General features: G+C 69.1%; 10 protein-coding genes. 7 read left to right on the forward strand and 3 right to left on the reverse strand.

Features of this window, described 5'->3' with window-relative positions; translation table 11 throughout:
• Positions 1-2: 2 nt before the first annotated feature.
• The 7 genes from FHY06_RS03530 (at position 3) to FHY06_RS03560 (ending at position 11220) form a co-directional block, all read left to right on the forward strand.
• Positions 3-2642, forward strand: a complete 2640-nt coding sequence (locus tag FHY06_RS03530) for a DUF2169 family type VI secretion system accessory protein (RefSeq protein WP_184603395.1) — start codon at positions 3-5, stop codon at positions 2640-2642.
• Positions 2639-3775 (forward strand): pentapeptide repeat-containing protein, encoded by a 1137-nt coding sequence (locus tag FHY06_RS03535; RefSeq protein ID WP_184603397.1) that lies wholly within the window; start codon positions 2639-2641, stop codon positions 3773-3775. The genes FHY06_RS03530 and FHY06_RS03535 overlap by 4 nt, the downstream gene beginning before the upstream one ends.
• Complete coding sequence (locus tag FHY06_RS03540; protein ID WP_184603399.1) at positions 3772-4563, forward strand: DUF3540 domain-containing protein; 792 nt, start codon at positions 3772-3774, stop codon at positions 4561-4563. Before FHY06_RS03535 ends, FHY06_RS03540 begins: the two co-directional genes overlap by 4 nt.
• A 33-nt stretch (positions 4564-4596) precedes the next feature.
• The gene (locus FHY06_RS03545) at positions 4597-4983 is read left to right on the forward strand and encodes a DUF4150 domain-containing protein (RefSeq protein ID WP_019652627.1); all 387 of its coding nucleotides are present in this window, start codon (positions 4597-4599) and stop codon (positions 4981-4983) included.
• 155 nt (positions 4984-5138) lie between these two features.
• On the forward strand, positions 5139-6419 hold the full coding sequence (locus FHY06_RS03550) for an HlyD family secretion protein (RefSeq protein WP_184603401.1): 1281 nt from the start codon (positions 5139-5141) through the stop codon (positions 6417-6419).
• 38 nt (positions 6420-6457) lie between these two features.
• A complete protein-coding gene (locus tag FHY06_RS03555; RefSeq protein WP_184603403.1) occupies positions 6458-7774 on the forward strand; it encodes a hypothetical protein in 1317 nt (438 codons plus the stop codon).
• Positions 7762-11220, forward strand: a complete 3459-nt coding sequence (locus FHY06_RS03560; RefSeq protein ID WP_184603404.1) for an efflux transporter outer membrane subunit — start codon at positions 7762-7764, stop codon at positions 11218-11220. The genes FHY06_RS03555 and FHY06_RS03560 overlap by 13 nt, the downstream gene beginning before the upstream one ends.
• On the opposite strand, the gene FHY06_RS03565 is transcribed toward FHY06_RS03560, so the two are convergent.
• The 3 genes from FHY06_RS03565 to FHY06_RS03575 all read right to left on the reverse strand — a co-directional run bounded on the left by FHY06_RS03565 (position 11221) and on the right by FHY06_RS03575 (position 13706).
• The gene (locus FHY06_RS03565; protein ID WP_019652623.1) at positions 11221-11529 is read right to left on the reverse strand and encodes a YciI family protein; all 309 of its coding nucleotides are present in this window, start codon (positions 11527-11529) and stop codon (positions 11221-11223) included. It abuts the gene before it with no gap.
• Between the two features lie 67 nt (positions 11530-11596).
• Positions 11597-13006 carry a sensor histidine kinase gene (locus FHY06_RS03570; RefSeq protein ID WP_184603405.1) on the reverse strand — a complete coding sequence of 470 codons (1410 nt, stop codon included), beginning with the start codon at positions 13004-13006 and terminating at the stop codon, positions 11597-11599.
• The gene (locus FHY06_RS03575; protein WP_126181845.1) at positions 12999-13706 is read right to left on the reverse strand and encodes a response regulator transcription factor; all 708 of its coding nucleotides are present in this window, start codon (positions 13704-13706) and stop codon (positions 12999-13001) included. Before FHY06_RS03575 ends, FHY06_RS03570 begins: the two co-directional genes overlap by 8 nt.
• Positions 13707-13886 lie beyond the last annotated feature (180 nt).

Here is a 13886-nt window from a genome sequence, read left to right on the forward strand (position 1 = left end):
CCATGAAGACAGTCAAGCCGCTGCGGCTGAGCGCGATCACGCGCCCCTTCCTCCGGCAGGCCGAGCAGCGCCTGGCCGTCACCACGCTGTGCATGGCCTCGATGAGCGGCCAGCCTGTGCTGACACCCGAGCCCGAGTTCTGGAAGACGCTGTCCGAGGAACTGGGGCCGGCCACGGCGATCGACCTCGGCATTCCCAAGGTTCGCGCCGAAATGCTCGCGACCGGCTACGCCTACACCGCGCACCACGAAGAGAAGACCCGGTGCGCCGCACGGCTGCAGGTCGGCCATCTGGCCAAGGACCTCGCGGTGTTCGGCGATCGTTTCTGGATCGGCGCACGCCCTTCCCCACCCCAGCCCTTCGAGGCCATGCGCATCGACTGGACGCGCGCCTACGGCGGCCCCGACTTCGCGGACAACCCGCTGGGCCGCGGCCACGGCCTGGAGAACGTGAACGGCCATGAGGTGCAGCGGCTACCCAACATCGAAGACCCCGCGCACCGCCTGCACCATCCAGGCGACCGGCCGGAGCCGGCGGGCTTCGGTCCGCTCGACATCGCATGGCCGCGCCGCCTGCGGCTCATCGGCAAGCAATACGACGGGCATTGGCGCGACAACCTGTTCCCCGGATTCGCCGAGGACATGGACTGGCAGCTTTTCAACGCCGCGCCCGCCGACCAGCGTTTTCACGACACGGCGGAGATTGCACCGGGCACGCCCTTCGCGGTCTGGAACATGCACCCTGCAACGCCGATCCAGCAAGGCCGCCTGCCGCAGTGGCGCGCCCTTGCCGTCATTGCGCGGCACCGGCTTCCCGGCCAGATCGAGGAAGTGCCGCAGCGGCTGACCACCGCATGGTTCTTTCCACATCTCGATCGCGTGGTGCTGGTCTTCCACGGAGAGACGCGCATCGATGAAGACGATGCGTCCGACATCTCGCATGTGATGCCGGCGCTGGAAAGCGTCGGCCAGCCGCGCGGCATCGACCACTACGCCGCCGTGCTGCGCCAGCGCTGCGATCCGGACAAGGGCGCGCTGTACATGTTCCGCGACGACGAGCTCATTCCCGACGAAGCGATCGGCCCGTGGCTCGACCAGCCCGGCACCGGCGACTCGGCGCTCGTGCGCAACATGCGCGAGCGTGGCGCGCAGGCCCGCGAAGACCTGAAGCAGAAGGCGCTCGCCGCCGGCCACAAGGCGCGGCACTTCAACGAGCGCCGCCTGCCGGAGCCCTTCACGCGAATGCCCACGCTGCGCGAGCTGCCGGACTTCGTCGAACGGGCCGACCACCACGCGCGGGCCCAGCGCGAACAGGGCGCCGTCGAGCGCGAGCGCCTGCAGCGCGAGGCCGATGCCAACGCCAAGGAGTCGATGAAAGTCGGCTTCGACACCGGCAAGCTGGTGCGCGAACACGACGCCATGCGCCCGAAGGGCCCGCCGCAGGTCGACAGCGCCGAACTGCTGCGCGGCTTCGAAGGCATTCCCGCGGCCACCGGCACCGCGCCGCTGCCGGGGCAGCAGGTCGAGTCGATGCGCAAGCTCGCGCAGGACGCCGAGCGCGGGCTGCTCGCGCTGTACCGCGGTTCGGCCCAGCACCAGACGCCGATCGATGCACCCAGCGACGAACGGCAGGCCGCGCTGCGCGCCAAGGTTCTGTCCGTGCTCCAGGGCAGCCGCGATTTCACCGACATGGACCTCACGGGCGCCGACCTCCGCGGCATGGACCTGCAGGGCGCCTGCTTCCGCCGCGCGCTGCTCGAAGGCGCCGACCTGCGCCGCGCACGCTGCGAAGGCGCGGACTTCAGCGAAGCCGTGCTCGTGCGCGCGCATCTGTCGGCCGGCGACTTCAAGCGCGCGGTCTTCCGCGACACCAACCTTGCCGGCATCCAGTGCGAGCAGGCCGTCTTCTCGCAGGCCCTGTTCGAAGGCACGGGCTTCGAGAAGCTCAAGCTCGAGCGCTGCGACTTTTCATCGGCCCGCATGCGCCACCTGCACGTCATCGAATCGCAGCTGCTGCATTGCAACTTCGATGCGGTCGACGCCGCCTACATCGGGTTTCTTTCCGACGTGACCATCGAAGACTGCAGCTTTCGCGGCGCACGTCTCATGAAGGCAGGCTTCCTGGGCTGCCGCGTGGCAGGGCTCGACTTCAGCGGCGCCGAGCTCGAAGCCTGCGCCTGGACCCACGTGAATTGCGACGACCGCATGGTGTTCGGGCGTGCACTGCTGCGCAGCACCTGCTTCGTTGGCAACAGCAGCCTGCGCGGCGCCGACTTCGAAGAAGCCACGCTCGTGCAATGCAGCCTGCGCGAGATTCCGATGGAGGGCGTGCGCTTTGCGCGCTCGACCCTCGACACCTGCGATCTTTCGTCGTGCGACCTCACCGCCGCCGACCTCGGTGCGGCACAGACGCCCGAGAGCCTTTTCATACGCAGCAACCTGAGCCGGGCTTCGCTGCGCGCCGCGAACCTCATGAACGCCAATTTCAACAAGGCCCGGCTGCTGTCGGCCGACCTGCGCGAAGCCAATCTGTTTCGCGCCGACATGTCCCAGATCGTGATCGACGACGTCACCGAGACGCGCGACGCCTACATCGTGCACACCAAGACCGTGCCGGCCGCGCGGGCCGCCGCCGTCGAATGAGCCCGCAGGCGCTGGCAGCCAAGGCACGCAGCGGCGAGCCCTTGCAGGGAGAAGACTTCAGCGCAATGCCGCTCGACGGACTCGACCTGTCGGGCGGATTGTTCAGCGAGTGCCGCTTCACGCGCGCAAGCATGAACGGCGTGCAACTGGCCGACGCCGTATTCGAGCGCTGTGTCTTCGACGGCGCAGCGATGGACGGCGCGCAGATGGGCAAGACTTCTTTCCTGCGCTGCAGCCTGCAGGAAGCGCCGATGCATGCGGCTCGGTGGGAAGGCACGGTGGCTGCCGAGTCCGATCTGCGGGGCGTGCAGGCCGATGAATCGGTACTGCAGGAGGCCGCTTTCCACGATTGCGACCTCGGCGGCGCACGGTTCGTGCGTGCATCGGTCACCAAGACAATCTTCAACGACAGCCGCATCGGCGATGCCGACTTCGGCGAAGCCGCGTTCGCGACCGGCGTGTTCTTTCGCTGCGACCTGCGCGAGACGGGCTTTCTCGGCGCGCGTTTCGACAACGCGATCTTCACCGAGGCCGACCTGCGCGGCCAGTCGTTCGCAGGCCAGTCGCTCGAGCGCTGCCAGTTCATCGAAGCGCGCCTGTCGAACTGCGTGTTCGACGACGCGCGGCTGGTGCAGTGCAACTTCAAGGGCGCGGCGCTGGATGGCGCACGGCTGCTGCGCGTGCACGCGCAGCAGTCGCTGTTTCCACAGGCCGACATGCGCCGCGCGGATTGCCGCGGGGGCGTGTTCGACCAGTCGCTGTGGATCGATGCGCAGCTCGCCGACGCCGACTTTTCCGACGCGCGCCTCGAACAATGCGTGTTCCACCGCGCCCGCTGCGAGCGCACGTCGTTCGCGCGCAGCCGGCTGGTGTACGCCGACTTTTCATACGCGGACCTGCGCGCCGCCAATTTCGAGAAGGCCGTCTTCCAGCGCACGCAGATGCACCGAAGCCTGCAGACGGGCACGCGCTGGAGCGACCGCGTCGGCGTGCTCGACGCCGACCCCGAGCTGTTCGAGGCCGAGCGCGTCGCTTGGCAGCGCCCGCACCGCGCCGTGCGCATCGATCGCGACGCGCACGGGCTGATGCGCGCGCAGGACCTCCCCTCCTCCCACATGAAGGACCCCGCATGACGATGGCATCCAGGACACCGTCCAGCGCACCCGCGCCGCTGGCCGGCCGCGGCGACGAACGCGGCAATGAAAGCGCCGACGAAAGCGCCGACGAAAGCGCGCTGGCGCCGCTGCTGCGCAAGCAAGCAGGCCCGAAGCAACGGCAAGCCGACGCACCGCCCAGCGGCATCGCCATGGCGACGGTCAGCGCCGCCGAGGCCGAAGACGGCTTCTGCGAAGTCATGCTCGCAGACAGCCGCCGCATGCTGCGCTGCCGGCGCGCCGCCAGCTGCCTGCTGCTGCCCGGCCCCGGCGACACGGTGATGGTCGCCGGCCCGCACGACGAGGCGCTCTATCTCATCGCCGTCGTTGCGCAGGCCGACAGCAGCCTGGCCACGCTCGCAGTCGACGGCGACCTGCGGCTGCAGTCGCGTCACGGCGGCGTTGCCATCCAGGGCGCGGGTGCGATCGACCTCCAATCGGACACCGCCATCGCCAGCCGATCGCCGCAATGGACGCTCGCGGCCGAGCGCGCGCAATGCACCGTGTCCGAGCTGGACTACCAGGGCGCCGAAGTGCGGTTCGGCGTGCTGGTGTCGCGCTTCGTCGGCCGCGCCTGCGAGGTGGTGCTCGACCGGCTGAGCCTGCTCACGCGGTCGAGCTTCCGCATCACCGAGGAAGTCGAACAGGTGCGCGCGGGGCAGATCGACATGCAGGCCTCGCGCACGCTGCGCCTGCATGCGAAGAACACGCTCGTCACCAGCAAGGAGCTGGTGAAGGTCGATGCCGAGCAGATCCACATGGGCTGAACCACCCGCCACCGATTCGAAGGAGCTTCACGCATGTTCGCCAACGCACAGATGATGGGCATGGACCTGGCCTTTCCCGATGTCTGCAAGACGCCGCCGGCCGTTCCGATTCCCTACCCCAACTTCGCGCTCGGGCCCACGGCCATTCCCAATGCCTGGAACATCCTCTACGGCGGAACACCCGCGCACAACCTGGCGACGACCACGCCCATCACCAACGGCGACAACGCAGGCGTGCTGATGGGCGTGGTGTCGCAGACCGTGATGGGTCCGTCGCGCCACATCACGGGCGCGTTCACCGTGCTGCTCAAGGGCTCGCCATGCACGCGCATGACCAGCCTGACCGTGCAGAACCGCAGCAACATCGTCGGCATGCGCATCGTGCCGAGCCAGTTCAAGGTGCTCGTGCTCGCGCCCTGAATGCACATTCGGTTGCTTTTGTAAGCGGAAATAGTTCACTTTTGGCATGTGTATTGCTGCGATGCAGCAAAGCAGATGGCATGCCCCAATGATGTGCCACGGCAGTGGAGACGCAGGTCCTGAAAAGCCACCACGTCATCGATTGCGAGGCGCCAATGAATGCAAGTACCGTCCAGGAGTCGCACCAGATCGCGAAGGCGGAGGTCTCCACATGGCATGAGCGCTGGCGACGATGGCGAGGCGGCACCGCCGAGTCGCTGGTGCCGCGCATCGCGGGGTACGCATTGCTCGCCTTCGTGCTCTGGCTCGTCGTCACCACGCTGATACAGCCGCTGGTCTCCAGGCAGGCCACGCGCGCGGTGCTGCAGGCCCCGGTGACGCTGGTCACCTCGCCCATCAGCGGCGTGGTCACTCAGATGTCGGTGCGCGCGCTCGACAAGGTCGATGCCGGCGCCGTGGTGGCCACGGTGCAGAACCCGACCATCAACCGCGACATCCTCACCACGCTCAGCACCCAGCGGCTCGCGCTGCAGAGCCAGGTGGCGCAGTTGACGAACCAGGCCAACGCATCGGGCGATGAACTCCAGTTCGTGGAGCAGCAGGTCAAGCTGTACCGCACCGCATCGATGGCGCAGACGCGCGATGCGTGGCAGATCGCGCAGCGCCAGCGCGAGGTGGCGCAGTCCAGCGTGGCGGAGCAGGAGCAGAAGGTGCGCCGCACGTCCGCCATGCTCGACGAAGGCGCGGTGAGCCCGCAGGCCATGGACGCAGCACAGGCGCAGTTGAGCATCTCGCGGGCCAATGCGGCCGTGGCCGAGCAGGCCTACTCAGGCCTGGGCCAGAGCATGGCGAGCGCGAGCCGCGGCGTGTTCGTGGGCGGCGGCGGTGCCAGCGTCTACCAGACGCTCACCAGCCGGCGCGAGACACTGAGCAGCTCCATCGAGCGCGCGCAGCACGACAGCGAGGTCCTGCGCCAGCAGCTGCGCGAAGTGACCGCGCTGGAGGCCGAGGAACGCAGCCGCATCGACCGCATGGCCGCCTTCCAGGTGCGTGCGATGCAACCGGGCCAGGTGAACTCGGTGCTGATGCCGCAGGGCAGCTTCGTGCCGCAAGGGGCCACTCTGGTGCGCATGACCGACTGCAGCCGCATCGAAGTGGTCGCGGTCTTTCCGCCGCGGGTGGCCAGGAAGCTCAACATGGGCTCGACCATCGCCGTGAGAACCGACGACGGCGGCGCGGAAGTTTCGGCCCGCGTTACCCAGTTGTTGCCAGTTGCTCCAGAAGATTTCCAGAGCCGCTATGCCGTGCCCTTCCCCTTCGCGGAACAAGGCTCGCTGTACGCGGTGGCGCGTGTCGAGTCCGACAACCCGGCCTGGATCGCGCAACGGGGCCTGTGCGCGCCCGGCAAGGTGGTGTCGGCAAGGCTGGCCTCCTAGCGCGAAGCATGCATCCACGACGCCGATGAAGGCAGACGATGGATCACGCAACACCCGTTCGACGATGCGCGCTGGCGCCGGCCATGGCGCTCACGGCGATGCTGTGCCTTCATGCGCCGCAGGCACCGGGGGCCGAGAGCTCCGTGCAACAGCTGCTCGCGCGGCAGAGCTGCGACGGCCTGCGCCGCGCCGTGGCGTTCAGCAGCCGGGGTGAGTCTTCGGCGCCGCTGCTGCTGCCGAGCTATCGCACCGAGGCGCAGATCGACGGCGTGCCTGAACTCGCGCCGAGCCTCGCGAACGTGGCCTTCGTGTACGACAACGCGCTGGCCGGCATCGCACTGCTCGCATGCGGCGACACCGCGTCGGCCAAGCGCATCGCCGACGCGATGGTGCTGGCCGTCGAGCACGACCCGCACTACTCCGACGGCCGCATCCGCAACGCCTACCGAGCCGGCCTGCTGGTCGATGCGAAACCCGTGCTGTCCGGCTACTGGGACGCCAGCAGGAACCAGTGGATCGCCGATGCCTACCAGGTCAGCACCGCGACCGGCAACGTGGCCTGGGCCGCGCTGCTGTTGCTCAACGTGAACCAGTCTGCACCCTCGCCGCGCTATGCCGATGCCACCGCGAGGCTGCTGGCATGGATCGAGCAACGTACGCGTTCCAGCGTTGCGCCGGATGGCTACAGCGGCGGCTGGTACGGCTGGGACGAAAAGCAGGCGGCGCAGACCTGGAAGTCGACCGAGCACAACATCGACATCGCCATGGCCGCCGCATGGGCCGCACGCTCCGGCACGCACCCCGAGCAGAAGCAGCAGGCCACCACCGCGCTGGCCTTCGTCGAACGCATGTGGAACAAGGGCGAGCAGCGCTTCCACATCGGCACTCAGGCCGACGGCGCGAGCGTCTCCGGCACGGCCTCGGGCCTCGATGCGCAGCTGTGGCCGCTGCTCGCCGCGCCGCCGGGTCACTGCGCATGGCAAGCCGGGCTTGCATGGATCGATGCCAACCATCGCTACGGTGCCGGCTACGGCTTCTCGCGTCAGCCCGACGGCATCTGGACCGAGGGCAGCGCCCAGGCCGCAGCCACGCTGGTGGCCGTCAAGGGCGCGGCGCCGGAGGCCTTGTGGCAGCTGCTGGCCGCGCAGCGCGCACCCAACGGCCTGTACTACGCCACGCCCAGCCCGCGAATCTCGACCGGGCTGGCCATCGGGCCCGATTCCAAGGGCCCCGACTTCTTCTACTACCGCTGGCCCCACCTGGGCGCCACGGCCTGGATCGCACTTGCAGCCAAGGGCTGGAACCCGTTCACCGGAATCACCAACGTCGCAGGAGCAAAGCCATGTTCGAACTGATCGATACGCCTGAATTCAGGGTCAATCTGATGGTCGTGGGCCTGGCCCTGATCATGATCTTCCATGCTCGCGCCGACCGCGCGTCGCACCGCGTGCTGTTCGGCTTTCTCACCGCGCTGGTGCTGGTGCGCTACGTGGTGTGGCGGCTGGCCGAAACCCTGCCGCCGGCGGACCTGGGCTTCGGCACGCTGATGGGCTGGGTGTTCCTGGTGTTCGAGATGGTGTCGATCGTCTACACCCTGCTGTCGATACAGATGCTCTCGCGCCGCCGCGACAACCACGCGCAGGCGGATGCGGGCGAAGCGATGCTGCGCAAGCGCGGCGCGGCCGTGCCGGCCGTCGACGTCTTCATCTGCACCTACAACGAAGAGATCGGTGTGCTCGAGAAGACCATCCTCGCTGCGCAGGCCATCGACTATCCGCATCTGAATGTCTGGGTGCTCGACGACACGCGGCGCGACTGGCTGCGCGACTACTGCGAGCGAAAAGGCGTGCACTACGCGCGCCGGCCCGACAACGCGCATGCCAAGGCGGGCAACCTCAACAATGGGCTTCGGCAATCGGCAGCGCTGACCAATGCACCCTACATCCTCGTGCTCGACGCGGACTTCGCGCCTCACCGCGACATCGTCTACCGCGTGCTCGGCCTGTTCGGCGACCCGAAGTCGAAGGTGGGCCTGGTGCAGACGCCGCAGTTCTATTACAACGCCGACCCCATACAGCACAACCTGCGCGCCACCGACAGCTGGGTCGACGAACAGCGCGTGTTCTTCGACGTGCTGCAGCCCGCCAAGGACGCGGCCGACGTGGCGTTCTGCGTAGGCACCTCGTTCATCGTGCGGCGCGACGCCATCACCGCTGCCGGCGGCTTCCCCACCGGCAGCGTGTGCGAAGACATCTACACCACCTACACGCTGATGCGCTTCGGCTGGGTCACGCGCTGGCTCAACGAGCGGTTGTCGAACGGACTGTCGGCGGACAGCGTCATCGACTACATCAACCAGCGCAGCCGCTGGTGCCTGGGCACCATCCAGGTGGCGCTGCTGCGCGACGGCCCGCTGCGCGGCAAGGGCTACAGCTTCACGGCGCGGCTGCACTACGTGCACGGGCTGATGCACTGGCTCACCAAGCCTTTCATCCTGCTGATCCTGGCGGCGCCCGCGCTCTACTGGTACACGGGCGTGTCGGCCTTCCATGCCACGCCCCAGGCCTTTGCCATGTACGGCCTGCCGCCGCTCGTCATGTTCTGGGGCTACACCTACTGGATCAGCCAGCGCCGCTGCCTGCCGGTGTTCACCGAAGTGACGCAGATCGTGGCCGCGATGGCGGTCACGCGCACCATCGTCTCGGCGCTGATCCGCCCTTTCGGGCGGCCGTTCAAGGTCACGGCCAAGGGGCAGGACCGCAGCAGGACGGTGGTGCACTGGAACCTGGTCGCGGTGTTCGGCGCCCTGATCGCGGCGATGCTGATGGGCGCGCTGGGCGCCATCGGCGGCTCGATGACCGCCGGCGATGTGCTCAACGTGGTGTGGACCTTCGTCGCCACCGTGTACTGCCTGGCCGCGCTGATCGCCTGCATAGACCGCCCGCGCCCCGAGCACGACGAGCGCTTTCCGTACGACGCCGTCACCACCGTGCGCAGCGCCGCGGGCGTGGGTGCGGCACGCTTCGCCGAGATCGCGGGCGACGGCGCGCGGCTGCTCAACAGCGCCGCGCTGGGCCGCATCGCGGTCGGGCAGCCGCTGGACGTCCACGTCGACCACGTCGGCTGGGTTGCGGCCACGGTGACGGGCCGCTCCGACGCAGGCACCGAACTGGCCTTCGAGCACGACGAAGCGGTGCACGACCGGCTGGTGCGCCAGGTCTTCAGCCTGCCGCCCAGCCATGTCGCCACGCAGGTGAAGCCGGGGCGCGCCGCGCTGGCCTTCATGGACAGCGCGGGCTGGCGTTGGCCCAGGATGCCCCGAATGCCGGCGATGCCGCGCATGTTCGCCAGCAGCGCGCCGATGCTGATGGTGCTGCTGGTCGCCGTGCTGGTGCTGTCGGGCTGCAACCTCACGCCGTCGCTGAAACCGGCCGACGTCGAAGTGCCCGCGCAGTGGGCCGAGGGAGCAGGCGGCGCTGACGCGGCCCCCATGGCATGGCAGGCCTTCGTGCGCGACGACGAGCTGCGCGGGCTGATCGCCACCGCACTGGCCCGCAACCGCGACCTGCGCGTGTACGCCGCCAAGGCGAGGGAAGCTCGCGCCGTGTATGCGGGCACGCGTTCCAGCCTGTTTCCGGAGATCGGCCTCGCGGGCTCCGCCGGACGCGGCAACCAGGTCACGTCGCTCGGCCCGAACGGCGTGGCCACCAACAGCCAGGCGGTCGGCCGCGTAGGCAACACCTATGCGGTGCAGGCCGGCATCATGGCCTACGAGCTCGACTTCTTCGGCCGCATCGATGCGGGCGTGAAGCAGGCGGGCTCGCAGGCCACGGCCAGCGACCTGGACTTTGCCGCGGCGCGCATGAGCCTCGTGGGCGAGGTGTCGAACGCCTACCTCACGCTGCGCGCCGACCGCGCACTGCTGGCGCTGGCCGAGTCCGACCTCGCCACCCAGACCGACAGCACCGGCGTGATGCAGCGTGCGCGCACGGCGGGCGGCACGTCGGACCTCGACCTGCTGCGTTCGCAGTCTCTGGTGCAGCGTGCCGCCGTTCAGCGCGAGGAATTCCGCATGCGCGTGGGGCAGGACCTGCAATGGCTCACCGTGCTGGTCGGCCAGCCGGTGCCCGCCAACACAGGCGCGCAGCGCCCATGGCCGGAGCGCTCGGTGGCCGACGTGCCGGTGGGCCTGCCCGCGAGCCTGCTGCAGCGCCGGCCCGACCTGCTGGCCTCGTATGCGCGCGTCGAGGCCGCGAACTCTGGCATCGGCGCGGCCAAGGCGGCGTTCTATCCGAGCTTTTCATTGACCGCCGTGGGTGGCGGCCTGAGCAGCGAGTTCTCGAGCCTGCTGAGCTCCGGCAACCGCAGCTGGGCCACGGTGCTCGGCGTGTCGCTGCCCATCTTCGACTGGGGCCGGCGCTCCGCCAACCTGAGCGCGAACGAAGAGCGCCTGGCCGCCGCAATGGCGAGTTATGAATACGCCGTGCAGCAGGCATTGCGCGAAACCGCCAACGCGCTGATCGCCGACAGCCACCTGCGCCCGCAGCTCCAGGCCCAGCAGGCGCGCGTGCAGTCGCTGCAGCGGGTGGCGGCGATCTCGCGCACACGCTTTCGCAACGGGCTCGAAGACTACTTCGCCGGCGCCGATGCGCAGCGCGAGCTGTACGTCGAGCAGCGGCAATGGATAGAGCTGCAGCTCAAGCAGGCGGTCAACACGGTGAGCCTGTACAAGGCGCTTGGCGGCGGCTGGGAAGATGCGCCTGCGCCCATTGCCGCAGCAGGCGCGGCGCCGCGCCAGTGATCAAGCCGCCGGGGGTTCGGCGAACCACGCCTCGGCCCAGCCCTGCCGCTTGACGGGGTTGAACTCGCTGAACGTGAAGCTCGCGAGTTTTTCGGTGTGAAACGGGTCCTGCGCGAAGAACGCCTGCAGCGCGGCGAGCGATTCCGCGCGGGCCAGCATGAACCCGCCTGTCGCCGGCACCTTCGGCCCGGAGCAGAGCAGCAAGCCGGCGTCGTAGCCCAGTTGCAGGTAGGCGCGATGCGGCGGCACGGATTCCTGGATTCTTTCGAGCGGAACGAGGTAGTTGATTTCGACGATGAAGTGCTTCATGAATGGTGTCTTCGATGGCTTTCCAGAGCCGTAGCAGCGACCGTGCCCGCCATGGCACTTTCGGTATTCAGCGCGCCAGCGGCAACCGCATGTCGAAGCGCGCGCCGCCGCCCGCTTCGTTCGCCGCCTCCAGGCGCCCGCCTTGCGCATGCACCACCGCCTGCGACAGCGCCAGCCCCAGGCCGAGTCCGGGCGTCTTCTCGTCGGAGCGCGCGGCGGCGCCGCGGTAGAAGCGCTTGAACAGGTGCGGCAGCTCGTCGCCGCGAATGCCTGGCCCGTGGTCCGACACGCTGACGATCGCCTCGTCGGCCTCCAGGTCGGCGCGCACGCTCACGTTCACCACCGTGTCGGGTGGCGAGAACTTGAGGGCGTTGTCCAGCAGGTTGGCCAGCGCGAGGCTGGCTGCGCCGCGGGCGACGCGCGCAGCGACCGGGAATGGCGCGTCCAGCGACAGGGCAAGCCGACGTTCGCGTGCCAGTGGCTCCAGGCGCCGCAGGGCCTCCTCGGCGAGCTGGTTCAGCGACACCGTTTCCACCGCGTCGCGCTCCTGGCCGGCGTCGAGGCGGGCCAGCACCAGCAGCTCCTCGACCAGCAGCGTGAGCGATTCGACCTCCTCCAGCGAGGAGCGCAGCGTCTCCACGTAAGCAGCCGGCTCGCGCGGCCTTCGCAGCGCCAGCTCGAGCTCGGTGCGCAGGCGCGACAGCGGCGAGCGCAGCTCGTGCGAGGCATCGGCGGTGAAGCGACGCTGCGCCTCCATGCCCTGCTCGATGCGCGCGAGCATGTCGTTGAGGGTGTCCACGAGGCGGCCGATCTCGTCCCTGGTGCCGGGGTGCGGCAGCCGCTCGCCGAGGTTCGCATCGCCGATGCGATGGGCCTGCCGCACCACGTCGTCGATGGCGCCGAAGGCACGCCGGGTGATGAGCGCACCGGCCGCGCCCAGCGCCAGCAGCAGCGCGCCGCCAAGAATGATGAACAGCGCGCTGGCCATGGCCACGGTGCGGTTCACGTCGTCCAGCGAGCCCGCCACCTGCACCGCGAGCAGCGAGCTGCGGCCCGGCACGGGCACCGAGACCATGCGCGTGGGCTCCTCGCCGTAGCCGTCGAGCGTCTCGAAGACGGTCTCGCCCGCCGCGAGCCGCTCGCGCAGCGCGGCCGGGATGGGCAGCTGCGCCTCGCCGAGGTTGCTGCTGCGCGCGAGCACGCGGCCGTCGGCATCGACGATCTGCACCAGCCGGTCGAGCCGCACGAACGAAGGCGCGCCGGGGCCCGGCGGCGCCTCGTGGACGATGACGGTGTCGCCCTCGCCGGCCGCCAGCAGCATGCCCATCTCGGTCTCGGCCAGCGCGAGCAGCGCGGCATCGAGCTCGCGGTGCACGTTGCGCGAGAACACCAGGTAGGAGGCGAAGGCGGCCACCGCCATCACCACCACGATCACGCTGACGTGCGCCCGCGCCAGCCGCTTGCGGAAGCTAATCATGAGCGACGCTTCCGCCGCCGTTGGCGTCCTCGGCCAGCGCCAGCCTGAAGCCGCGCCCGCGCACCGTGTGGATCAACGGCACGCACGGCGGCGCATCGACCTTGCGGCGCAGGTTGCTGATGTGAACGTCGATCAGGTTGTCGATGGAGATCAGGTCGTCCTTCCACACCTGCTCGGCCAGGCGCGAGCGGCTGACGACCTCGCCGGCGTGGCGCAGCAGGATCTGCAGGATCGCGAACTCCTTGTGGGTCAGCTCCAGCACCATGCCGCCGCGCAGCACGCGCTGGCTCACGGGGTCGAGGCTCAGGTCGGCCAGCGCGAGCACCACCGGCCGCACCAGCTCGGAGCGGCGCAGCAGCGCGCGCACGCGGGCCAGCAGCTCGTCGAAGGCGAAGGGCTTGGTCAGGTAGTCGTCGGCGCCGGTGTTCAGGCCGGCCACCCGGTCGCTGAGCGCGTCCCGGGCGGTCAGCATGAGCACGGGGGTCTTGCAGCCGCGCTGGCGCAGGTCTCGGCACAGGGTGAGGCCGTCCTTTCCGGGCAGCATCCAGTCGAGCACGATCAGGTCGTAGGCGACGACGAACGCCTCCTCGTCGCCCTCCTCCGCGGTATGGACCACGTCGACCACGAAGCCCTCCTCCTGCAGGCCCCGGGCCAGCAGCCGGGCGGCCTTGCGGTCGTCTTCGATCAGCAGAATTCTCATGGCGCGGATCATGCCGTGCCTTCCTGACCAACGGCCACCGGGCCACCGGGCCACCGGGCCACCGGGTCACCGGGTCACCGGTCCGGATCCTTAAGAGAACTTCAGGATTTCTTGGGAGCTTCTTCAGGCGCCTTTTCCTACGCTCTCCGGCAGGAGACGGGAGCGGATCGAGGGCATGGG

It is taken from the genome of Variovorax atrisoli, from assembly GCF_014195185.1.
Classification (GTDB): domain Bacteria; phylum Pseudomonadota; class Gammaproteobacteria; order Burkholderiales; family Burkholderiaceae_C; genus Variovorax; species Variovorax atrisoli.

Bases quoted from the DNA above. Each gene is read 5' to 3' on its own strand.
- FHY06_RS03550 (WP_184603401.1), top strand. From the start codon at position 5,139: ATGAATGCAAGTACCGTCCAGGAGTCGCACCAGATCGCGAAGGCGGAG.
- FHY06_RS03535 (WP_184603397.1), top strand. From the start codon at position 2,639: ATGAGCCCGCAGGCGCTGGCAGCCAAGGCACGCAGCGGCGAGCCCTTG.
- FHY06_RS03565 (WP_019652623.1), bottom strand. From the start codon at position 11,529: ATGAAGCACTTCATCGTCGAAATCAACTACCTCGTTCCGCTCGAAAGA.
- FHY06_RS03540 (WP_184603399.1), top strand. From the start codon at position 3,772: ATGACGATGGCATCCAGGACACCGTCCAGCGCACCCGCGCCGCTGGCC.
- FHY06_RS03570 (WP_184603405.1), bottom strand. From the start codon at position 13,006: ATGATTAGCTTCCGCAAGCGGCTGGCGCGGGCGCACGTCAGCGTGATC.
- FHY06_RS03530 (WP_184603395.1), top strand. From the start codon at position 3: ATGAAGACAGTCAAGCCGCTGCGGCTGAGCGCGATCACGCGCCCCTTC.
- FHY06_RS03545 (WP_019652627.1), top strand. From the start codon at position 4,597: ATGTTCGCCAACGCACAGATGATGGGCATGGACCTGGCCTTTCCCGAT.
- FHY06_RS03555 (WP_184603403.1), top strand. From the start codon at position 6,458: ATGGATCACGCAACACCCGTTCGACGATGCGCGCTGGCGCCGGCCATG.
- FHY06_RS03560 (WP_184603404.1), top strand. From the start codon at position 7,762: ATGTTCGAACTGATCGATACGCCTGAATTCAGGGTCAATCTGATGGTC.
- FHY06_RS03575 (WP_126181845.1), bottom strand. From the start codon at position 13,706: ATGAGAATTCTGCTGATCGAAGACGACCGCAAGGCCGCCCGGCTGCTG.